Consider the following 21,424-nt stretch of genomic DNA (forward strand, 5'->3'; position numbering starts at 1 on the left):
GGGGACGCGCCCCCCTGGTGACACCGTCAGGTGGACTCCGTGGCCGGGGCGGGCCGCGTCGCCGCCCAGCTCGCGAGGAGGCGGAGCCGGTCCTCGGCGGGGCTGCCGGGCGCCGCGGTGTAGACGGTCAGGTCGTGCACCGCCCGGCCGGACTCCGGCAGGTTCATGGAGCGGTAGGTCAGCTCCACGACGCCGACCTCGGGGTGCCGCAGCCGCTTGACGCCGTGGTGGTGGACGCGGACGTCGTGCTGGGCCCACATGGTGCGGAACTCGGGGCTGAGCGTGGACAGTTCGCCGATGAGTTCGCGCAGGGCGCGGTCGCGGGGGTCACGCCCGGCCGCCGCGCGCAGCAGCGCGACGCTGATCCGCGCCCCGGCCTCCCAGTCGACGAAGAAGTCACGCGAGCCGGGGTCGAGGAAGAAGTAGCGGGGGAAGCTGGCGCGGCCCCGCTCGTCGCTGGTGGCGCTGGCGAACATCGGCGCGTACAGGGCCCGGCAGAGCGGGTTGCTCACGACGATCTCCATCCGGCCGCCGCGGACGAAGGCGGGGGCCATCGTCATGCCGTCGAGCATCCACTGGACGGACGGCGGGACGTCGGCGTCCTTGCGGCGGGGCGGCGTACCGCGCGTGGGGCGGGCCGCCCGCGCGAGGTCGAACAGGTAGGCGCGCTCGTCCTCGTCCAGGCGCAGGGCCCGCCCGACCGCGTCGAGGACGTCCTCGGAGACACCGTTGATGTGGCCCTTCTCCAGCCGCGTGTACCACTCGGTGCTCACCCCGGCGAGTACGGCGACCTCCTCGCGCCGCAGGCCCGGGACCCGGCGTCGGCCGCTGGTGGGCAGGCCGACCTGCTCCGGGGAGAGCCGGGCGCGGCGGCTGGCGAGGAAGCCCCGGATGTCGGAGCGGTGGCCGGTGTCGTCGCCGGATGAGGGAGCCATGCCGTCCAGCGTAGCCAGGGGCCGCCGGGCAGGGAGGTCGAGCTTGTACCCCCCATGAACGCGGCCTTCTCCGCCCGCGCCGACGCCGGTTTCGTGGCCTCGACAGCCCGAACGGACATGACCCGCGCTGAGGAGCAGGACCATGACCAGCGAGACCGTACTGATCACCGGAGCGACCAGCGGGATCGGCGCCCACACCGCGCGGACGCTGCTCGACCGCGGCCACCGGGTGGCCGTCACCGGCCGCGACGAGACGAGGCTCAAGGCGTTCCTCGACACGGCCGACCAGCCCGACCGGCTGCTGGGCCTCCTCGCGGACGCGGCGGACTGGCAGGCGACGCGGACCGCCGTCGCCCGGACCGTGGAGCACTTCGGGGCGCTGCACGCGGCGGTGGCCAACGCCGGTTTCATGTCCGCCGACTCACCCCGCACCCAGGGCGCGACGATCGGGGCGGGCGACCCGGAGCTGTGGGCGCCGATGGTCCTCACCAACGTCCTCGGCCCCGCCCTGCTGGCGCACGCCGCCCTGCCCCACCTGGAGGCCACCGGCGGGCGGCTGGTGCTCGTCGGCAGCGTCGCCGGGCTGAAGAACGCCCCCGCCAACCTGTACTCGGCGACCAAGTGGGCGGTCACCGGGCTCGCCGAGAACCTCCGTCTGCACGCCACCTCCCGCGGCGTCGGCGTCACCCTCGTCAACCCCGGCATGATCGACACGCCCTTCTGGCAGGACGCCGGTGCTCCCCCGTTCGCCCTGCCGCCCCAGCCCGTCGCCGAGGCCGTCTGCTTCGCCCTCGACCAGCCAGCGGGCGTCGACCTCAACACCCTGACGGTCCGGCCGCTCGGCCAGCCGGTCTGACCTCGGCAGCGGCGCCATACGGTCGACGGGACACCAGCACGGTGCTGTCCATTGTCGTTCCCTCCCGGAGCCGGGACAGTGACGTGAGCGGCGGTGGGGACGGCGGCGAGTAGCCCGTGCCGCCCCCGGGTCAGCCTCCGGGCGGGGCCGTCGAGGTGCGGACGACGAGTTCGGTGGCGAGTTCGACGTGGTGGGACTCGACCTTCTCGCCGTTGGCCAGCCGCAGGGCGGTGCGCAGGGCGGCGCCGCCCATCTCCCGTAGCGGCTGGCGCACCGTGGTCAGGGGCGGTGAGGCCATCCGGGCGAGGTCCGTGTCGTCGAAGCCGACCACGCTCAGGTCCTGGGGGACGCGCAGCCCCCGGGCGCGGGCGGCCTCGATGACGCCGAGGGCGATCTCGTCGTTGCCGGAGAAGACCGCCGTCGGCGGCTCCGCCGCGTCCAGCAGCGCCGCGGCGCCGCGCAGGCCGGTGTCGTACGTGAACTCCCCGGGGAGGACGTAGCCGTCGGGGACCGGTACCCCTTCGGCCTCCATGGCGGCGCGGTAGCCGTGCAGGCGGGCCTGGTTGCAGACGGCCGACGCCGGTCCGCCGAGGTAGGCGATCCGGCGGTGGCCGAGGGCGAGCAGGTGCCGGGTCGCGGCCAGGCCACCGGCGAAGTTGGTCGCCCCGACGCTGTTGACCCGCCTGTCCGGCAGGTGCAGCGGGTCGAGGACGACCAGCGGCAGCCCGGCCCGCGCCAGCTCCCGCAGGTGTGCCGCGGTGTACACGCTGGTGACCGCGATGACGGCCCGGCGCCCGGCCGCGGCCAGGTCACGGGCCCAGTGCGGGGCGCCGGACGCCTTGCTGACCGCCACCGCGGCCCCGGCCCGCGCGGCGGAGTCCATGATGCCCTCCAGGGTCTCGGCCACGTACGACTTAAGGCCGCCCTTGAACTGCACCTCGATCGTCGGGCCGCCCGGTGCCTCGGTGTGGCGGACCACGGGCGCGAGGTAGTCGTGCTGGTCGAGCAGTGCCTGCACCCGGGCACGGGTCCGCGGGGCCACTTCCCCGCGGCCGTTGACCACCTTGGACACGGTGGCGACGGAGACCCCGGCCGCTTGGGCGATGTCCGCCAAGGTGGTGCGCCTGGCGTTCGGTGGCATCGGTTCCTCCCAGTTCCTCTGTTCGGCGCCCGATCTCCGAAAGGTTTCGGTAACCGACAGAACTTCTCGATACCCGCACTGCCCTGAGATTACGCAGGTGATCGCCGCGCAGGACACCCACGCACGCGTCTTGACACCGGCTCAGCGCGAAATCTAACTTGCTCGGACATGCTCCATGAGCGGGCTCTTACGGGCTCGATCTCGAAACGTTTCGAAACGTTTTCATCACCCCTCACGACTCACGAGCCGCCCGTGGCGCTCGAGTACGGAGAACAGACATGGAGACCTCCCTTTCTCGCCGTACCCTCCTCGGCATGGCCGCCGCCGTGCCGCTCTCCGCCGCGCTGTCGGCGTGCGGCTCGTCCGGCCCCAGCGAGGGCGGCGGCGGAGCCACCTACTGGTACCTCCAGGGGCAGCCGCAGGAAGGCGTCCGGGCCAGCGCGGTGGACGCGTTCAACAAGGCCAACCCGAAGACGCAGATCAAGGACACCACCTTCCAGAACGACGCCTACAAGACGAAGATCAAGACGGCCCTCGGCGCGGGCAAGGCGCCCACCATCATCTGGGGCTGGGGCGGCGGCACGCTGCGCTCCTACGTGGAGGCCGACCAGGTCGAGGACCTCACCCCGTGGTTCGAGCAGCACTCCGAGGTCAAGGACCGGCTCCTCCCCGCCTCGTTCGGCGCGGCGACCGTCGACGGGAAGATCTACGCGATGCCGTGCGAGAACGTGCAGCCGATCGTCCTCTTCTACAACAAGGAGGTCTTCGACCAGGTCGGCGCCAAGCCGCCGGAGTCCTGGGACGACATCATGGCGCTGGTGCCGAGGTTCAACGCCGAGGGCATCGCGCCGTTCTCCCTGGGCGGGCAGTCCCGGTGGACGAACATGATGTGGCTGGAGTTCCTGTTCGACCGCATCGGCGGTCCCGAGGTGTTCCAGGCCGTCATCGAGGGCGAGAAGGACGCCTGGTCCCACCCGGACGCCCTCACCGCCCTGACCCGGGTGCAGGACCTAGTCAAGGCCGACGGCTTCGTCAAGGGCTTCTCGTCGATCGCCGCGGACACCAACGCCGACCAGGCGCTGCTGTACACCGGCAGGGCCGCGATGATGCTGCACGGCGCGTGGTCGTACGGCATCCAGAAGGCCGACGGTGGTGACTTCGTCTCCAGCGGCAAGCTGGGCTTCATGAACTTCCCGCCCGTCGACGGCGGCAAGGGCGACCCGGGCAACGGCGTCGGCAACCCCGCCCAGTACCTGTCCATCTCCTCGAAGGCCAGCGCCAAGGAGAAGGAGGTCGCCAAGGACTTCTTCGCCACCGGCGTCCTCCAGGACGACGAGGTGAAGCGGTGGATCGACAACGGGTCGGTGCCCGTCCGGCTCGGCACGGAGAAGCTGCTGGCCGCCTCGGACAGCGCCGACTTCCTCCAGCTCACCTACGACATCGCCAGCAACGCCAAGACGTTCCAGCAGTCCTGGGACCAGGCGCTCAGCCCGACGGCCGCCGAGACGCTGCTGGACAACATCGCCAAGCTGTTCCAACTGTCGATCTCACCAGAGCAGTTCGCCGCCAAGCTCAACGGGGTCATCGGCAAATGAGCGCGCTCACCGGCCATCCGCCGCGCCGCGAGCCGCGCAGTGTCCTGCCGTGGCTCGCGGTACCGGCGCTGCTGGTCTTCGTCTGCTTCGCCGTGATCCCGCTCGTCGGTGTCTTCGTCCTGAGCTTCACCACCTGGGACGGGATCGGCGACATCCACCCCTCCGGGCTGACCAGTTGGCGTGAGGTGCTCTCCGACCCCGGGCTGCCGCACGCGCTGTGGGTCACGTTCCTGGTGATGGCCGTGTCCTGGGCCGTGCAGACCCCGGCGAGCATCCTGCTCGGTACGTTCCTCGCGGGCCGCCAGCGCTACCGCGCCGTCCTCAGCGTGATCTACTTCGTGCCGCTGCTGCTCAGCTCCGCGGCGATCGCGATCGCGTACAAGGCCCTGCTCGACCCCAACTTCGGGCTCGGCGCCGGACTGAGGATCGACGCGCTCAGCAAGGACTGGCTGGGGCGGCCCTGGCTCGCCTTCGGGGTCGTCGTCTTCGCCGTCTCCTGGCAGTTCATCCCGTTCCACGCGCTGATCTACCAGGGCGGCGTCCAGCAGATCCCGGCGTCCCTGTACGAGGCGGCGCAGTTGGACGGCGCCGGGCGGGTGCGGCAGTTCTTCAGCATCACGCTGCCGCAGCTGAAGTACACGATCATCACCTCGTCCACGCTGATGGTGGTCGGCTCGCTGACCTTCTTCGACCTCATCTTCGTGCTCACCGAGGGCGGTCCCGGGGACGCCACCCGGGTCCTCGCGCTGGACATGTACAAGCGGGGCTTCCAGGCCGACCTGATGGGCCCGGCCAGCGCCATCGCGGTCATCCTCGTCCTGGTGGGCCTCGCCCTCGCCCTGCTGCTGCGCCGGATCGGCGGCCGGGACGCCGGTGACAGCCAACTCGAGGGGGCCTGACGTGACCACCACGCTGACCAAGCGGCAACGGCCGCGGAAGGCCCCGCACCGCGAGCGGCGGGACTCCTCCCGCCCGGCGGCCCGCCGCCGCAACTGGTTCGGCGGGCTGGCCGGATGGCTCTGGCTCGTCGTCGTCGCCGTACCCCTGTACTGGACCGTCATCACCAGCCTCAAAATGCAGAGCAACTACTACTCCAGCAACCCGCTGGTACCGCCAGGCGACCCCACGCTCGACAACTACCAACTGGTCATCGAGTCCGACTTCGTGCGCTACTTCGTCAACAGCGTCGTCGTCACCGTCGGCGCCGTGGTCCCCGCGGTCGTGTTCTCCTTCATGGCCGCCTACGCCATCGTCCGCGGCTGGCGGATGCAGATCCTGCGCCGGATGAACGGGCTGTTCCTGATGGGCCTCGCGATCCCGCTCCAGGCGACGGTGATCCCGCTCGACCTGATCATCATCAAGCTGCACCTGTACGACAGCCTGCTGGCGCTGGTCCTGCCGTCGGCCGCCTTCGCCATCCCGCTGTCCGTGCTGATCCTCGCCAACTTCATCCGCGACGTGCCCAAGGAACTCTTCGACTCGATGCGGGTCGACGGCGCCACCGAGTGGACGACCCTGTGGCGGCTTGCGGCCCCGCTGACCCGACCGGCCATCCTCACCGTGTCCATCTTCAACGCGCTGACCATCTGGAACGGGTTCCTGCTGCCGCTGGTCCTCACCCAGAGCCCCGAGCGCCGGACCCTGCCGCTCGCCCTGTGGACCTTCCAGGGCCAGTACGGCGTCAACGTCCCCGCCGTGCTCGCCGCCGTCGTCCTCACCACGCTGCCGATCCTGGTCCTGTACGCGTTCGGCCGCCGCCAGCTGCTCAGCGGCCTGACCGCCGGGTTCAGCCGGTGACCGCCATCCCGGGATCGCCGGGTCAGGGAGGAAAGTGACCGCCAACGTGGCCGCAGAGCCCACCCCCGAAGCCCCCCTCTGGAACGACCCCGCCCTGCCCGCCGCCACCCGGGTCGACGCCCTGGTCGCCGCGATGACCCTCCGGGAGAAGACCGCCCAGCTGTACGGGGTGTGGGCGGGCGCCTCCGACGAGGGCGGCGAGGTCGCCCCGCACCAGCACGAGATGGAGGAGGCCGTCGACCTCGACGCCCTGCTGCCCAGCGGCCTTGGGCAGTTGACCCGGCCGTTCGGCACCGTCCCCGTCGACCCGGCGGTGGGCACGCTCTCGCTGGCCCGCACCCAGGCCCGGATCGCCGCCGCCAACCGCTTCGGCATCCCGGCCGTCGCCCACGACGAGTGCCTGGCCGGGTTCGCCGCCTGGGGCGCCACCGCCTACCCCGTCCCGCTGTCCTGGGGCGCCACCTTCGACCCGGACGCGGTGTACCGGATGGCCGCCGCGATCGGCCGTGACATGCGCTCCGTCGGCGTCCACCAGGGCCTCGCGCCCGTCCTGGACGTCGTACGCGACCCTCGCTGGGGCCGGGTGGAGGAGACCGTCGGGGAGGACCCCGTCCTCGTCGGCACCCTCGGCACGGCGTACGTGCGGGGCATCCAGTCGGCCGGGGTGCTCGCCACCCTGAAGCACTTCGTCGGCTACTCCGCCTCCCGCGCCGGACGCAACCTCGCGCCCGCCCCGATGGGGCCCCGGGAGCGGGCGGACGTGCTGCTGCCGCCGTTCGAGATGGCCGTCCGCGAGGGCGGCGCCCAGGCCGTGATGCACGCCTACACCGACACCGACGGCATCCCCGCCGCCGCCGACGAGCGGTTGCTGACCGGGCTGCTCCGCGACACCTGGGGGTTCGACGGCACGGTCGTCGCGGACTACTTCGCCATCGCCTTCCTGCGCACCCTGCACGGCGTCGCCGCCGACTGGGCCGACGCCGCTGGCCTCGCGCTCGCGGCGGGCGTCGACGTCGAGCTGCCCAACGTCAAGACCTACGGCGACCCCCTCGTCCAGGCCGTCACCGAGGGCCGGGTGCCGGAGAAGCTCGTCGACCGCGCCGTACGCCACGTCCTCCTCCAGAAGGCGGCGCTCGGGCTGCTCGACCCCGGCTGGAACCCCCTGCCGACCGCGCTCGACGGCGCGGACCCCGACGACCCGGACGCCCTGCGCGGCACGGTCGACCTCGACCGGCCCGAGAACCGCGAACTCGCCCGGGAGATCGCCGAGAAGGCCGCCGTCCTGCTCAGCAACGACGGCACCCTGCCCCTCACCCGGCCGCGCCGCATCGCCCTGATCGGGCCCAACGCGGCCGAGCCGACCGCGGTCCTCGGCTGCTACTCCTTCCCGCAGCACATCGGCGTCCGCCATCCCGGCACCCCGCTCGGCATCGCACTGCCCACCCTGCGCGACACGCTCACCGCCGAGTTCCCCGACGCCACACTCACGGTCGTCCGCGGCACCGGCGTCGACGACGGGGACCTCTCCGGCATCCCCGAGGCCGCCGGGGCGGCGGGCGGGGCCGACGTCGCCGTGGTGGTGCTCGGTGACCGCGCCGGGCTCTTCGGGCGGGGCACCAGCGGCGAGGGGTGCGACGCCGAGACGCTGGTCCTGCCCGGCGCACAGCAGCAGCTCCTCGACGCCGTGCTCGACACGGGGACGCCCGTGGTCACCGTGCTGCTCGCCGGGCGGCCGTACGCGATCGGCCGGGCCGTGGCCGAGTCCGCCGCGATCGTGCAGACCTTCTTCCCCGGCGAGGAGGGCACCCACGCGATCGCCGGGGTGCTCAGCGGCCGGGTCAACCCCTCCGGACGGCTCCCCGTCAGCGTGCCGCGCGGGCCGGGATCGCAGCCGACCACCTATCTCGGCGCGCGGCTCGCGCACGCCAGCGGCGTGTCCAACGTCGACCCGACCCCGGCGTTCGCCTTCGGCCACGGGCTGTCCTACACCCGCTTCGACTGGACCGACCTGGCCGTGGACGCCCAGGAGGCCCCGACCGACGGCGAGTTCACCCTCGCCCTCACCGTCCGCAACACCGGTGGGCGGGCCGGGACCGAGGTCGTCCAGCTCTATCTGCACGACCCGGTCGCCTCCGTCGTCCAGCCGGTGCAGCGCCTCGTCGGCTACACCCGGGTGGAGCTGGCGCCGGGCGAGGCCCGCCGCGTGCGGGTCACGGTCCCGGCCGACGTGGCCTCCTTCACCGGGCGCGAGGGCCGACGCGTCGTCGAACCCGGCGCACTGGAGCTGCGGCTGGCCGCCTCCAGCGCCGCGCCACGGCTGACGGCCAGGGTCACGCTGACCGGGCCCGTGCGCCGGGTGGACCACACCCGGCGCTTCCAGGCCACGTTCGAACAGCAGGTCAAGGAGTGAGTCGCCGGGTGTGCGAGCCAGGGGAGCAGGCAACATGACGGACATGGAGAAGACGGGCCGCCGCAGTCAGGCGTGGTTCGGCGCGGCGGGCCGCGGCGGGATGGTGTACCGCTCCTGGATGCGCAGCCAGGGCTTCGGCCACGAGGTGTTCGACGGGCGTCCCGTCATCGGCATCGCGACCAGCGCCTCAGAACTCGCCCCGTGCAACGTCCATCTGACCGAGGTCGCCGAGGCGGTCAAGCGCGGGGTGTGGCAGGCGGGCGGCTTCCCGCTGCTGTTCCCGACCATGGCCACCGGCGAGACGCTGATGCGCCCCACCGCGATGCTGTACCGCAACCTCATGGCCATGGAGGTCGAGGAGCTGATCCGGGCCAACCCGCTCGACGGCGTCGTACTGCTCTCCGGCTGTGACAAGACGACGCCCGCGATGCTGATGGGCGCCGCCAGCGTCGACCTGCCCACCGTGATGGTCACCGGCGGACCGATGCTGAACGGCAAGTACCGCGGCCAGGACGTCGGTTCGGGCACCCATGTGTGGAAGTTCGAGGAGGACCTGAAGACCGGGCGGATGACGCCGGAGGAGTGCTTCTTCGCCGAGGGCTGCATGGCGCGTTCGCACGGCCACTGCATGACGATGGGCACCGCCTCCACCATGGCGTGCCTGGCCGAGGCGCTCGGGATGCAGCTGCCCGGCTCGGCGGCCTGGCCCGCCGTCGACATGCGGCGGATGGAGACCGCGCAGGCGGCGGGGCAGCGCGTCGTACGGATGGTGGAGGAGGAGCTGCGCCCCTCGCGGATCCTGACCCGGGAGGCGTTCGAGGACGCCATTCGGGTCAACGCGGCCATCGGCGGCTCCACCAACGCGATCATCCACCTCACCGCGCTCGCCGGACGCGTCGGGGTCGACCTGGGCCCGGAGGACTTCGACGAGCTGGCCCGCGCGGTGCCGACGCTGGTCAACCTGATGCCCAGCGGCCGGTACCTGATGGAGGACTTCTGCTACGCGGGCGGGCTGCCCGCCGTCCAGGCCGAACTGCTCCGCGGCGGGCTGCTGCACGGCGAGAGGATCACCGTCACCGGCCGCCGCGTCGCGGAGGACGTCGCGGACGCCGAACGCGTCAACCCGGACGTCATCACTGGCCTGGACGCCCCCTTCCAACCGGCCGGAACCGGTACCGCCGTGCTGCGCGGCAACCTGTGCCCCGACGGGGCGGTGCTCAAGCAGTCGGCCGCGTCACCGCACCTGCTCACCCACCGCGGCCCCGCCCGGGTCTTCGACTCCCCGGAGGCGTACCACGCGGTCGCCGACGACCCGGACCTCGACGTCGACGAGAACACCGTCCTCGTCATCCGCAACGCCGGACCCCGCGGGTACCCGGGGATGCCCGAGGTCGCCAACGTGCCGCTGCCGACCAGGCTGCTCAAGGCGGGCGTGACGGACATGGTGCGGATCTGCGACGGCCGGATGAGCGGCACTGGCTACGGCACCGTGGTGCTGCACGTGGCCCCGGAGGCCGCCGTCGGCGGGCCGCTCGCCCTGGTGCGGGACGGCGACCCGATCGTCCTCGACGTACCGCACCGCACGCTGCGCCTGGACGTGCCCGACGCGGAACTCCAGCGGCGCCGCGAGGAGTGGCGGGCGCCCGAACCCCGGTACACCGGCGGCTACACCTGGCTCTACACCGCCCACGTCGAACAGGCCGACCGGGGAGCCGACTTCGACTTCCTGCGCGGCAGCCGCGGCCACGACGTCCCCCGCGACTCCCACTGAGCCCCCACTCCCCCACCCCGGAGACCACCAGCGTGAAATCGGCAGCCTCCCGCCCCCGCCCCGTCCTCACGCCCGGTTCCGTCCTCCCGGACGACGCCGACCGGGCCCTCCTCGTCGCCCGCGTCCACGAACCGGAGTGGGACGGCCCGTGTGTCGCGGCGGTGCGCGGCGAGCGGGTCGTCGACCTGACCGCCGTCGCGCCCACCGTCTCCGACCTGCTGGAACGCGACGACGCCGCCACGGTGGTCCGCGAGGCCGTCGGTGGCCGGGTCTGGTCCCTGGCGGAGCTGCTGGACGCGGGCGCCACCGGCCGCCGTGACCTCCCGCGGCTGCTCGCCCCCGTCGACCTCCAGGTGATCAAGGCGGCGGGCGTCACCTTCGCCCGGAGCCTGCTGGAGCGCGTCATCGAGGAGCGCGCGGGCGGTGACCCCGGGCGGGCCGCCGAGGTACGGGAGCGGGTCCGCGCGGCGGTGGGCGGTGCGCTCGACGGGCTGCGGCCCGGGTCGGCGGAGGCGGGCAAGGTCAAGGAGCTGCTGGTCGCCGAGGGCCTGTGGTCGCCGTACCTGGAGGTCGGCATCGGTCCTGACCCGGAGGTGTTCACCAAGGCCCCGGTGCTCTCCGCGGTCGGCACCGGGGCCGACGTCGGCGTGCTCGCCGACTCGGTGTGGAACAACCCGGAGCCCGAGGCCGTCCTCGTCGTCGACTCACGGGGGCGGGTGCGCGGCGCCACCCTCGGCAACGACGTCAACCTGCGCGACGTGGAGGGGCGCAGCGCGCTGCTGCTCGGCCGCGCCAAGGACAACAACGCCTCGTGCGCCATCGGACCGTTCGTCCGGCTCCTCGACGACGGGTTCGGCCTGGACGCCGTCCGCGCCCTCGACATCGAACTCCGCGTCGAGGGCGCGGACGGCTACGTCCTCCAGGGCGGCAGCTCGATGCGGGAGATCAGCCGCGACGTGCTGGACCTGGTGGCCGCGACGTACGGCGCGCACCACCAGTACCCGGACGGGTTCGTGCTGTTCACCGGCACCCTGTTCGCGCCGACCGAGGACCGGCACGCGCCGGGCGCGGGCTTCACCCACGAGCACGGGGACGTCGTACGGATCTCCAGCCCGCCGCTCGGCACTCTGGTCAACACCGTGGTGGCCAGTGAGCGGGCGGAGCCGTGGTCGTACGGCGTGCGCGCGCTGCTGCGCAACCTGGCCCGGCGGGGCGTGCTGTGACGCGTCGTCGGCTCAGTCGTCGTCGCGGGTGCGGACGACCACGAGGAACGCGTCGGACTTCAGGTCCATGACGACGGTCGCGGGCTCGCCCTGCGCGCGGCGCCGTGCCGCGTACTCCTCCGCGGGCCACGATCCTCGGGGAGCCCCTGCGGGAAACCGCTCCAACACCTTCGCGCCCATGGCGGCAGCCACCTCCAGCTCTGTCATCGCATCGGGTCGACGGGATCCCTGTCCTTTCGCCTGCCCGGAACCGAAGCGGTCATGTCAATCGGCCCGGGGTGTTCCGTCGGCGCGGCTCAGCCGCCCCGGCCACCAGGACAGCCGCCCGATGTCCCGCACCAGCGCGGGCACCAGCAGCGAGCGGACGACGAGCGTGTCCAGGAGCACCCCGAAGGCGACGATGAAGGCGATCTGCGCCAGGAAGGCCAGCGGGATCACCCCGAGCGCGGCGAAGGTCGCGGCGAGGACCACCCCGGCCGAGGTGATCACCCCGCCGGTAGCGGTCAGCCCGCGCAGCACGCCCCGGCGCACCCCGAGCCGCAGCGACTCCTCGCGGACCCGGGACATCAGGAAGATGTTGTAGTCGACGCCGAGGGCGACCAGGAAGACGAACCCGTACAGCGGCACGGACGGATCGGTGCCGGTGAAGCCGAGGACGTGCTCGAAGACCAGGGCGGAGACGCCGAGCGTGGCGAAGAAGTTGAGCGCCACGGTCGCCACCAGCAGCACCGGCATCAGCAGGGACCGCAGCAGCAGCGTCAGTACGGCGAGGATGACCGCGAGCACCACCGGCACGATGAGGGTCCGGTCCCGTTCGGCGGTGCGCAGGGTGTCGTACTGCTGTGCCGTGTAGCCGCCGACGAGGGCGTCGGCGTCCGGCACCGCGTGCAGGGCGGTGCGCAGCCGGGCGACGGTGTCCTTGGCGGCGTCGCTGTCGGCGGCGGCGCGCAGGGTGACGTCGACCCGTACCCGCCCGTCGACGACCAGCGGGGCACCGCCGGGACGGCCGCCCTCCGCGACCGGCGCGGCGGAGGCGACGCCGTCGGTGGCGCGGGCGGCGGCGACGACCTCGGTGAGCCGGTCGGCGTCCGCGACGACCACGGCCGGGTTGCCCGAGCCGCCGGGGAAGTGCTCCCCGAGGGTGCGCTGCGCGGCGACGGAGGGGGCGTCGTTGACGAACGTCTCGTCCAGCGGCACGCCCTTGGAGGTGAGCGCGGGGGCGAACGCGGCGCACGCGAGGAGTCCCGCCAGAGCCACCGCCCACACGCGGCGGGGCGCCCGGTCGACCAGGGCGGCGACCCGCTGCCACACCCCGGCACCGGTGCCGCGCGCGTCGGCGTCCGGGTGCGGCCGGGCGGGCCAGTAGGCGGCACGGCCGAGGAGGACCAGCACGGCGGGCAGGAAGGTCAGGGTGCTGAGCACGGCGCAGGCGATGCCTATCGCGCCGACCGGTCCGAGCGCCCGGTTGTTCGTCAGGTCGCTGAGCAGCAGCGCGAGCAGGCCGAGGGCGACGGTGGCGGCGCTGGCCACGACGGCGCCCCAGGACCGCCGCAGCGCGGCGGTGACGGCGGCGAACCGGTCGGGGCGGGTGGCGAGTTCCTCGCGGTGGCGGGCGGTGAGCAGCAGCGCGTAGTCGGTGGCGGCGCCGATGACGAGGATGGACAGGATGCCCTGGACCTGGCCGTCGACGCGCACCAGGTCGTGGTCGGCGAGGGCGTAGGTGACGGCGCAGGCGAGGGCGAGGGCGAACACCGCGCCGAGGATGATCACCAGGGGCAGCAGCACGCTGCGGTAGACGAGCAGCAGGATCGCCAGCACGGTGATCAGGGCGACGGCGAGCAGCAGTCCGTCGATCCCGGCGAAGGCGTCGGAGAGGTCGGCCTGGCTGGCGGCCGGTCCGGCGAGGTGGACCGTGGTGCCGGGCACGGCCTCGGCGCCGGTGCGGACCCGGTCGAGGGCGTCGGTGAGCTGGTCACCGAGGTCGGGCCGGAGCGGGACGACGCCCTGGAGGGCCTTGCCGTCCTCGGAGAGCAGGGCCGGGGACACGGTGCCGGTGACGCCGGGGGCGTCGGTGAGCGCGGCCAGCGCCTCGCTCGCGGCGGCCCGCCGGTCCCCGACGTCGGCCCCGGCGGGGTCGGTCCAGACGACGACGGCGGGCAGCGTCTCGTCCTGACGGAACGCGCGCTGGGCGGTGACGACCTCGGTGGACTCGGCGCTGCGCGGCAGGAAGGCGGCCTGGTCGTTGGTGGCGACCTCGCCGAGCCGTCCGGCGAAGGGGCCGAGGGCCCCGCCGATGCCGAGCCAGACGGCGAGGAGCAGCAGGGGGACGAGCAGGCGTGCGCGTCGGGGACTGGGGGGCGTCATGGTTCTCCGGGTCCGGGGTGGGTGATCGGCACGTCGGACGATAACTCAACGAAAAAGTATCTCAATCATTGAGCTATCTATCCGCCGCGGTGATCGTAGGTCACACCCCTTCTTCCGCCGCGCACCGGTCCCCGGATGCGGTGGTCAGCGACCGTGGGGCCGCACCGACGCGAGTTCCTCGTTCAGGTCCGCGAGGAAGCGCAGCGCCACCGCCAGTTCCTCCTCGGTGAAGCGGTCGGTGGCCGCCTGGGTCGCCGCGGCCAGCGGCCGGAAGTACGTCCGGGCGGCCGGGCGGGCGTCGGCGGCGTAGTGCAGGTGGACGACGCGGCGGTCGGCGCTCTCCCGGACGCGCCGGATGTGCCCCGCCCGCTCCAGCCGGTCCACGCACGCCGTAACCGCCCCCGAGGTGAGGCCGAGGTGCTCGCGCAGCCGTCCCGGCGTCATCGGCTCGTCGGCGTCGAGGATCGCGGCGAGGGCGTGCACGTCGGTGGGGTGCAGCCCCTGGTCGCCCGCGAAACCCTGCACCAGACGGTTGATCTCGCCGTTGAGCCGCCGCAACTGGACGGCGAAGGACTGGAGGTCGGCCACGCGTTCAGCCTATAGAAGCGCGACAGGGGAACCGTCGGCGGGCACGCATCCGACATCGCCTCCCGTGGGGAAGTGATCCGCGAACGATCCGCACGAAGGGACCGACAGCCGATGAACGCCGAGGATCCGCCGCAGGGACCGCGCTCGCTCGTGACCGGCGCCACCGGGTACATCGGCGGCAGGCTCGTACCGGAGCTGCTCGGGGCCGGGCACCGGGTGCGCTGCCTCGCCCGCTCCCCCGGCAAGCTGCGCGACCAGCCCTGGGCGGGCGAGGTGGAGGTGGTGCGCGGGGACGTCACCGACCAGGAGTCCGTCGCGGCGGCCATGGAGGGCGTCGACGTGGCGTACTACCTGGTGCACGCGCTGGGCACCGGCCAGGGCTTCGAGGACACCGACCGGCGGGCGGCGCGGATCTTCGCGACGGCGGCGCGGATCGCGGGCGTACGGCGGATCGTCTACCTCGGCGGTCTCACCCCCGCCGGGATCCCGGAGGGTGAACTTTCGCCGCACCTGCGGTCGCGGGCCGAGGTCGGGCGGATCCTGCTGGACTCCGGGGTGCCCACCGCCGTGCTGCGGGCCGCCGTCATCATCGGCTCCGGCTCGGCCTCCTTCGAGATGCTGCGCTACCTCACCGAGCGGCTGCCCGTGATGGTCACCCCGAGCTGGGTGCACACCCGCATCCAGCCGGTCGCCGTACGGGACGTGCTGCGCGCCCTGGTCGGCTGCGCGGAGCTGCCCGCGGAGGTCAGCCGGGTCTTCGACGTCGGCGGCCCTGAGGTGCTGACGTACCGGGACATGATGCTCCGCTACGCCCGGGTCGCCGGGCTCGGGCGGCGGATCGTGGTGCCGGTGCCGCTGCTGACGCCCGGTCTGTCCAGCCACTGGGTGGGGCTGGTGACGCCGGTGCCCGCGTCGATCGCCCGGCCGCTCGCGGAGTCGCTGCGGCACGAGGTGGTCTGCCACGAGCACGACCTCGCGCGGTACGTGCCGGACCCGCCCGGCCACCCGCTCGGCTTCGACGAGGCGGTGCGGCTCGCCCTGCAACGGGTGCGGGACGCGCAGGTCACCACCCGCTGGTCCAACGCGGCCGTTCCCGGCGCGCCCAGCGACCCGCTGCCCACCGACCCGGACTGGGCGGGCGGCAGCCTCTACACCGACCGGCGCGAGCTGGCGGTGCCCGCGTCGGCGGAGGCGCTGTGGCGGGTGATCGAGGGCATCGGCGGGGAGAACGGCTGGTACTCCTTCCCGCTCGCGTGGGCGGCGCGCGGCTGGCTTGACCGGCTGGTCGGCGGCGTCGGACTGCGCCGGGGGCGCCGGGACGCGCAGCGGCTGCGGGTCGGTGACTCGCTGGACTTCTGGCGGGTGGAGGAGATCGAGCCGGGCCGTCTGCTGCGGCTGCGCGCGGAGATGCGGCTGCCGGGCCTGGCCTGGCTGGAGATGTACGCCGAGCCCGACGGCGACGGCCGCAGCCGCTACCGGCAACGGGCGCTGTTCCACCCGCGCGGCCTGTTCGGCCACGCCTACTGGTGGGGCGTCTCCCCCTTCCACGCCCTGGTCTTCGGCGGCATGGCCCGCAACATCGCCCGCGCCGCGGCCGCCCACCGCATCCCGTCCCCGCCCGCGGTGGAGCCCACACCATGAACCCCACCACCGCCGAGTCGGGCCACGCCCCCCGAGGGGGCACGCCCCGCTCCCCGATCCGCCACGTCCCCTCACCGTCCACCGTGGAGTCCGCGTCGTGAACGTCTCCGTCGTCCTGTTCACCGCCGATCTGCGGCTGCACGACCATCCGCCGCTGCGGGCCGCTCTGGACGGTTCGCGGGAGGTGGTGCCGTTGTTCGTGCGGGACGCGGCGGTGGACGGGGCCGGGTTCGCGGCGCCCAACCGGCTGGCGTTCCTCGCCGACTGCCTCGCCGACCTCGACGCGGGACTGCGGGAGCGTGGCGGCAGGCTCGTGGTGCGCGAGGGCGACGTGGTCGAGGAGGTGTGCCGGACGGTCACCGAGGCGGACGCCGACGAGGTGCACATGGCGGCCGACGTGAGCGCGTACGCGCGGCACCGGGAGGCGCGGCTGCGGCGGGCGCTGGAGGCGCGGGGGCGGCGGCTGCTGGTCCACGACACGGTGACCACGGTCGTCCCGCCCGGGGAGCTGACCCCGGCCGCCTCCGACCACTTCGCGGTCTTCACGCCGTACTTCCGCCGCTGGTCGGAGCAGGGGCTGCGGGACACCTTCGGCGCGCCCCGGCGTGTCCGGGTCCCCGAGCACGTCGGCTCCGGGCGGCTGCCGTCCCGGGCGGACCTGTCCGGGCTGTCCCCCGCGCTGCCCGCCGGGGGCGAGACCGCGGGCCGCAAGCGGCTGGCGGCCTGGCTGCGCTCGGGGGTGCACGCGTACGAGGACCGCCACGACGACCTGTCCGGCGACGCCACCTCCCGGCTCTCCCCGCACCTGCACTTCGGCACCCTCTCCCCCGTCGAACTCGTGCACCGGGCACGCCGCGCGGGCGGCCCCGGCGCGGAGGCGTTCGTACGGCAGCTCGCCTGGCGCGACTTCCACCGGCAGGTGCTCGCCGCCCGGCAGGACGCCGCCAGCGCCGACTACCGCACCCGGCACGACCGCTGGCGCTCCGAGCGCGCCGCGCGCGACGACATCGAGGCGTGGCGGGAGGGCCGTACCGGCTACCCGGTGGTCGACGCGGCGATGCGGCAACTGCGCCACGAGGGCTGGATGCACAACCGGGGCCGACTGCTCACCGCGAGCTTCCTCACCAAGACGCTGTACGTCGACTGGCGGGTGGGCGCCCGGCACTTCCTCGACCTCCTCGTCGACGGCGACCTCGCCAACAACCAGCTCAACTGGCAGTGGGCGGCGGGAACCGGCACCGACACCCGCCCCAACCGGGTGCTGAACCCGGTCGCCCAGGGCAGGCGCTACGACCCCGACGGGGCGTACGTACGGCGCTGGGTGCCCGAACTCGGCGCGCTGGCGGGCGCGGCGGCGCACGAGCCGTGGAAGCTGCGGGGGCTCGACCGGGCCGCGCTCGACTACCCGGACCCGGTGGTGGAGCTGGCCGAGGGCCTCGACCGGTTCCGGCGGGCCCGCGACCGCCGTACGTGAGGCGGGGTCACGGCAGTGCGGACAGGGTGTCGAGCGCTTCCGGCAGGCTCGTCGGCCGGAGCATCCCGCGCGTGGAGCGTCCGGCCCAGCCGGGCCCGGCCAGCACCACCGCCGGTTGCCTGCGGGCGCCCTTGACGCCCCACCGGGTCCCGGCGACGTGCCGGGCCAGCGGCACGCTCGCGCTGGAGCGGGCCTGCGCCCACAGCACCACGGCGGCCGGGCCGAGCCTGCGCACCGCCGCGGTGAGCGCCTCCGCGGGCACGGCGGCGCCGAACATCCGGGTGGCCGTGCCCCGCTGGCCGAGGGCGGCGTTGAGCGCCTCCAGCGGCAGGGTGTGCTGTTCGCCGGGGACGCAGGCCAGCAGCACGGGCCCGGCCGCCGGGGCGCCGCCGTCCTGCTGGACGGGGGGCGGGGTGTGCCGCCGCAGGGTGGTGGAGACGTGCCAGGACAGCAGGTGCTCGACCTCCACGTAACGGTCGCCGGACGAGGCCCACTTGCGGCCCACCGCGTGCAGGGTCGGCACCATCACCTCCTGCCAGGCCACGGTGAGGCCGTGCTCCTCGACGGCCGCCGTCAACTGCTCCTCCACGGCGGGGGCGTCGAGCCGGACGGCGGCGCGGGCGAGGCCGCGGCACTCCTGGCGGACGTCACCGAGGGGCAGCGTGCCCGCGGCCCCGGAGCGGGCGGACGGTTCCGTGCGCACCGGCCGCTCCGCGGTGACCGTGGCGGCGCCGCCGTCCCGGGCCGCCCTGGCCGCCTCGCCGGGCGGCACGCCCGCCGACGTCAGCTTGCACATGGTCTCCAGCACGGCCACGTCCGCGGGCGTCCAGCGCCGGTGGCGGCCGTCGGCGCGCACGGCGGGGCCGATGCCGTAGCGGCGGTCCCAGGAGCGCAGGGTGGTCGGGGAGACGCCGAGTCGGCGGGCCACGGCGCCGGTGGTCAGACCACCGGGGGGCACCGGGGTTCCCGGGGACTCCGACGGGGGCTCGGACATGCGCCGACTATAGGGCGGCGAGCGGTGATCCGACGCAGAATCGACGCAAGTTGAGGGCTCCGCGGCCACGCTCCGACGATGACGGCACGGGGGCACACCGGCACCCCCGCAACCTGAGGTGAGGAGCCGCCGTCATGAGCCCACCCGCGCGCACCACCCGGCCCGAGGCCGCCGACGAGGAGCTGGCGCGGGGCCTGGTCGCGGGCGACGAGGCGTGTCTGGCCGCCGCCTACCGGCGCTGGTCACCGCTGGTGCACTCGCTGGCCCGGCGCACCCTGGGGGACGCCAGGGAGGCCGAGGACGTCACCCAGCAGGTCTTCCTCGGCGTGTGGCGCGGGCGGCACACCTACCACCCCGAGCGCGGTCACCTCGGCGCCTGGATCGTCGGGATCACCCGGCGCAGGATCGCCGACGCGCTCGCCGCGCGCACCCGGCGCCTGGACCTGATCGCCTCGGCGGGCTCGCTCCTGCCGCCCGCCGACGCCCCCGCCGCGCTGCCCGAGGCCGCCCTCGACCGGGTGCTGGTCCGGCAGGAGCTGGCCAGGCTGCCGTCACCGCAACAGCGGGTGCTGCGGCTGGCGTTCTACGAGGACCTGAGCCAGACCCAGATCGCGGAGCGCACCGGCTGGCCGCTGGGCACGGTCAAGAGCCACGCCCGCCGGGGACTGCACCGGCTGCGCCAGCACCTGGAGGGCGAGGCGTACCCGTAGGCCCCACGGAACGGCCCCCGGGGGAGTCGGCGCCCCTGGGGGTTTCTCATGTCTGACCACAGTCATGTTTGACCTCATACACCTGACCTCTACACATAAGGACCGAATAAGCGCAAAATGAACCTGCGCGGCGCGCGCCGCACACCGCACCAGACGCGGTCGGCCTGCCAGTCGAAGGAGACGAGTCATGGCCAACGTCTCGCCCACCAGAGGTGACATCACCACCCACCCCGACGCCTCCGAGATGCGCGCCAGGTACGCCCGTGTCCTCGGCGGCCGTGACGTGGCGCTCGTGGACGGACCGGTGTTCCTGCTCGGTCTGTACTGCGCCGTGTCCCCGTGGATCGTCCACTACACGACCAGCCAGCCCGCGCTCGTACCGCACAACCTGATCATGGGCATCGCGATCGGCCTGCTGGCGCTGGGCTTCACCTCCACCCCGGAGCGCATGTACGGCCTGAGCTGGGCCACCTGCGCCATCGGCGTGTGGATGATCGTCTCGCCGTGGATCGTCGGCGACAGCCCGGACGCGGGCGTCGTGTGGAACAACATCGTCATCGGCGCCCTCGCCGTGGTCCTGGGCCTGATGTGCGCCGCCACGGCGGCGAAGAGCGCCCCGAGGGCGTAGGAGAACGGACGCACCACCGGAACGGCCGGTCCGCGGGCGCCGATGGACCGGCCGTTCCGGCTCCCCCTCACGTCGGGCACCCCGGTGGACTGTCTCCGCCTCCCGGGGGCATCCGCTTGTCAGGGAGGGCTCTGACGAAGAGGGACGGAAATGGAGATCTCGGGAATCATCAGTGCCATCATCATCGGCATCATCATCGGTGTGCTGGGACGGCTCGTCGTCCCGGGGCGCCAGCGCATAGGGGTCCTGTGGACCATCGCCGTCGGCATCGTCGCGGCGCTCATCGGCTCGGCGCTCGCGAACGCCTTCGACGTGGCCGACACCAAGGGCGTGGACTGGGTCGAGTGGCTGATCCAGATCGGCCTCGCCGCACTCGGCGTCGCCGCGCTGGACCGCTCCAAGGCACGCCGCTGACGGTCCACGACCGCGCCCGGCGTCACCGCTCGTACACGTAGGGCGTGGTCGTGGTCAGCGGCACGAAGCCGAGGCGCTCCAGGACGGGGCGGCTCTGGTCGGAGGCGTCGACCTGGAGGTAGCGGTAGCCGCGGTCGGCGGCGATCCGCGCCCGGTGGGCGACCAGCGCCCGGTACAGACCGCGGCCCCGCCAGCCCTCGACCGTGCCGCCGCCCCACAGCCCGGCGAACGGGGTGCCCGGCACCAGTTCCATGCGGGCGGCGCTGACCGGCTCGTCCCCGGCGAGGGCGACCACGGCGAGCAGGCCCTCCGGGTCGGCCGCCAGCCGGTCCAGCATCTGTTGCCGCAGCGCGGCGCCGTCCGTGCCGAACGCCCGCTCGTGCACCCGCGTGACCAGGTCGACGCCCGCCGCGTCCGCCACCGCCACGACCCGGACCCCGGCGGGCGGCTCGGCGTCCAGCGGGACGTCGCCGGTCTCGGCGACCAGCAGCGTCTCCGCGGGCTCGGGGGTGAACCCGGCGGCGCGCAGCCGCCGCGCGAGACCGGCGGGCCGGTCATGGCCGTACAGCTTCCACTCGAAGCCGTGGCCGAGCGCGGTGTACCGGGCGACCTGCTCGGCGATCACCGCGTCCACGTCGGCGTCCGCGCTGTGCGGGTCGAGTCCTGACCACAGCACGCCGTTCCAGCCGTGCGCGGGGGCGACCTGCCGGACCACCCGGCCCGCCCGTTCGACGCGGGCGCCGGGGCCGTCGGGGCGGGCGCTCTCGCGCATCTCACGGTCGTAGCGGGCGAGTACCGCGGCGGTGTCGTCCATGGCGGCCACCCCACCATCCGCCCCGGCCGCGCGGCAACGCCTTTTCCGACCTGCTGAGATGCACCCGCC

19 protein-coding genes are annotated in these 21,424 nt (G+C 73.8%); 12 read left to right on the forward strand and 7 right to left on the reverse strand.

Annotated features, from left to right (window positions below; all coding sequences use genetic code 11):
• Window positions 1–26: 26 nt before the first annotated feature.
• Window positions 27–935: a helix-turn-helix transcriptional regulator gene (locus ACFQZ6_RS02290; RefSeq protein ID WP_381604651.1), complete on the reverse strand. Its 909-nt coding sequence runs from the start codon at window positions 933–935 to the stop codon at window positions 27–29.
• Window positions 936–1,077: 142 nt separating this feature from the next.
• On the opposite strand from ACFQZ6_RS02290, the gene ACFQZ6_RS02295 reads away from it, so the two are divergent.
• The gene (locus ACFQZ6_RS02295) at window positions 1,078–1,791 is read left to right on the forward strand and encodes an SDR family oxidoreductase (protein ID WP_381604652.1); all 714 of its coding nucleotides are present in this window, start codon (window positions 1,078–1,080) and stop codon (window positions 1,789–1,791) included.
• Window positions 1,792–1,921: 130 nt separating this feature from the next.
• Here ACFQZ6_RS02295 and ACFQZ6_RS02300 read toward each other — a convergent pair whose 3' ends face one another.
• Window positions 1,922–2,932 (reverse strand): LacI family DNA-binding transcriptional regulator, encoded by a 1,011-nt coding sequence (locus ACFQZ6_RS02300; RefSeq protein WP_381604653.1) that lies wholly within the window; start codon window positions 2,930–2,932, stop codon window positions 1,922–1,924.
• A 278-nt stretch (window positions 2,933–3,210) separates the two neighbouring features.
• Between ACFQZ6_RS02300 and ACFQZ6_RS02305 the strand changes: the two genes are divergently transcribed.
• From ACFQZ6_RS02305 to ACFQZ6_RS02330, 6 genes are read left to right on the forward strand one after another with little or no spacing between them, the layout of a single operon-like run.
• Window positions 3,211–4,527 carry an extracellular solute-binding protein gene (locus ACFQZ6_RS02305; protein ID WP_381604654.1) on the forward strand — a complete coding sequence of 439 codons (1,317 nt, stop codon included), beginning with the start codon at window positions 3,211–3,213 and terminating at the stop codon, window positions 4,525–4,527.
• Window positions 4,524–5,426 carry a carbohydrate ABC transporter permease gene (locus ACFQZ6_RS02310; RefSeq protein ID WP_381604655.1) on the forward strand — a complete coding sequence of 301 codons (903 nt, stop codon included), beginning with the start codon at window positions 4,524–4,526 and terminating at the stop codon, window positions 5,424–5,426. Before ACFQZ6_RS02305 ends, ACFQZ6_RS02310 begins: the two co-directional genes overlap by 4 nt.
• Before the next feature lies 1 nt (window position 5,427).
• Window positions 5,428–6,324: a carbohydrate ABC transporter permease gene (locus ACFQZ6_RS02315; RefSeq protein WP_381604656.1), complete on the forward strand. Its 897-nt coding sequence runs from the start codon at window positions 5,428–5,430 to the stop codon at window positions 6,322–6,324.
• Between the two features lie 34 nt (window positions 6,325–6,358).
• Window positions 6,359–8,734 carry a beta-xylosidase/alpha-l-arabinosidase gene (locus ACFQZ6_RS02320; RefSeq protein ID WP_381604657.1) on the forward strand — a complete coding sequence of 792 codons (2,376 nt, stop codon included), beginning with the start codon at window positions 6,359–6,361 and terminating at the stop codon, window positions 8,732–8,734.
• Window positions 8,735–8,768: 34 nt separating this feature from the next.
• Complete coding sequence (locus ACFQZ6_RS02325; RefSeq protein ID WP_381604658.1) at window positions 8,769–10,505, forward strand: IlvD/Edd family dehydratase; 1,737 nt, start codon at window positions 8,769–8,771, stop codon at window positions 10,503–10,505.
• A 32-nt stretch (window positions 10,506–10,537) separates the two neighbouring features.
• A complete protein-coding gene (locus tag ACFQZ6_RS02330; protein ID WP_381604659.1) occupies window positions 10,538–11,728 on the forward strand; it encodes a fumarylacetoacetate hydrolase family protein in 1,191 nt (396 codons plus the stop codon).
• A gap of 12 nt (window positions 11,729–11,740) precedes the next feature.
• On the opposite strand, the gene ACFQZ6_RS02335 is transcribed toward ACFQZ6_RS02330, so the two are convergent.
• From ACFQZ6_RS02335 to ACFQZ6_RS02345, 3 genes are all read right to left on the reverse strand, one after another.
• Window positions 11,741–11,935 carry a hypothetical protein gene (locus ACFQZ6_RS02335; protein WP_381604660.1) on the reverse strand — a complete coding sequence of 65 codons (195 nt, stop codon included), beginning with the start codon at window positions 11,933–11,935 and terminating at the stop codon, window positions 11,741–11,743.
• A gap of 57 nt (window positions 11,936–11,992) precedes the next feature.
• A complete protein-coding gene (locus ACFQZ6_RS02340) occupies window positions 11,993–14,092 on the reverse strand; it encodes an MMPL family transporter (protein ID WP_381604661.1) in 2,100 nt (699 codons plus the stop codon).
• Window positions 14,093–14,236: 144 nt separating this feature from the next.
• A complete protein-coding gene (locus ACFQZ6_RS02345; RefSeq protein ID WP_381604662.1) occupies window positions 14,237–14,680 on the reverse strand; it encodes a MarR family winged helix-turn-helix transcriptional regulator in 444 nt (147 codons plus the stop codon).
• A 111-nt stretch (window positions 14,681–14,791) separates the two neighbouring features.
• Here ACFQZ6_RS02345 and ACFQZ6_RS02350 point away from each other — a divergent pair, with 111 nt between their 5' ends.
• Together ACFQZ6_RS02350 and ACFQZ6_RS02355 are read left to right on the forward strand one after the other, a co-directional pair.
• Entirely contained in the window at window positions 14,792–16,321 is a 1,530-nt protein-coding gene (locus tag ACFQZ6_RS02350) for an SDR family oxidoreductase (RefSeq protein WP_381604663.1), read from the forward strand.
• Window positions 16,322–16,418: 97 nt separating this feature from the next.
• Window positions 16,419–17,795: a cryptochrome/photolyase family protein gene (locus tag ACFQZ6_RS02355; RefSeq protein ID WP_381604664.1), complete on the forward strand. Its 1,377-nt coding sequence runs from the start codon at window positions 16,419–16,421 to the stop codon at window positions 17,793–17,795.
• Between the two features lie 7 nt (window positions 17,796–17,802).
• On the opposite strand, the gene ACFQZ6_RS02360 is transcribed toward ACFQZ6_RS02355, so the two are convergent.
• Window positions 17,803–18,789, reverse strand: coding sequence for a MerR family transcriptional regulator (locus ACFQZ6_RS02360; RefSeq protein ID WP_381604665.1), 987 nt, complete (start codon window positions 18,787–18,789; stop codon window positions 17,803–17,805).
• Between the two features lie 134 nt (window positions 18,790–18,923).
• Between ACFQZ6_RS02360 and ACFQZ6_RS02365 the strand changes: the two genes are divergently transcribed.
• The 3 genes from ACFQZ6_RS02365 (at window position 18,924) to ACFQZ6_RS02375 (ending at window position 20,541) form a co-directional block, all read left to right on the forward strand.
• Window positions 18,924–19,499 carry a sigma-70 family RNA polymerase sigma factor gene (locus tag ACFQZ6_RS02365; RefSeq protein WP_381604666.1) on the forward strand — a complete coding sequence of 192 codons (576 nt, stop codon included), beginning with the start codon at window positions 18,924–18,926 and terminating at the stop codon, window positions 19,497–19,499.
• 187 nt (window positions 19,500–19,686) lie between these two features.
• Window positions 19,687–20,127: an SPW repeat protein gene (locus ACFQZ6_RS02370; RefSeq protein WP_381604667.1), complete on the forward strand. Its 441-nt coding sequence runs from the start codon at window positions 19,687–19,689 to the stop codon at window positions 20,125–20,127.
• 150 nt (window positions 20,128–20,277) lie between these two features.
• On the forward strand, window positions 20,278–20,541 hold the full coding sequence (locus tag ACFQZ6_RS02375) for a GlsB/YeaQ/YmgE family stress response membrane protein (protein WP_381604668.1): 264 nt from the start codon (window positions 20,278–20,280) through the stop codon (window positions 20,539–20,541).
• Between the two features lie 22 nt (window positions 20,542–20,563).
• Here the strand turns inward: ACFQZ6_RS02375 and ACFQZ6_RS02380 are convergent, their stop codons facing one another.
• Window positions 20,564–21,355: a GNAT family N-acetyltransferase gene (locus ACFQZ6_RS02380; RefSeq protein WP_381604669.1), complete on the reverse strand. Its 792-nt coding sequence runs from the start codon at window positions 21,353–21,355 to the stop codon at window positions 20,564–20,566.
• Between the last annotated feature and the right edge of the window lie 69 nt (window positions 21,356–21,424).

It is taken from the genome of Streptomyces flavalbus (genome assembly GCF_042674625.1).
Lineage (GTDB): Bacteria > Actinomycetota > Actinomycetes > Streptomycetales > Streptomycetaceae > Streptomyces > Streptomyces flavalbus.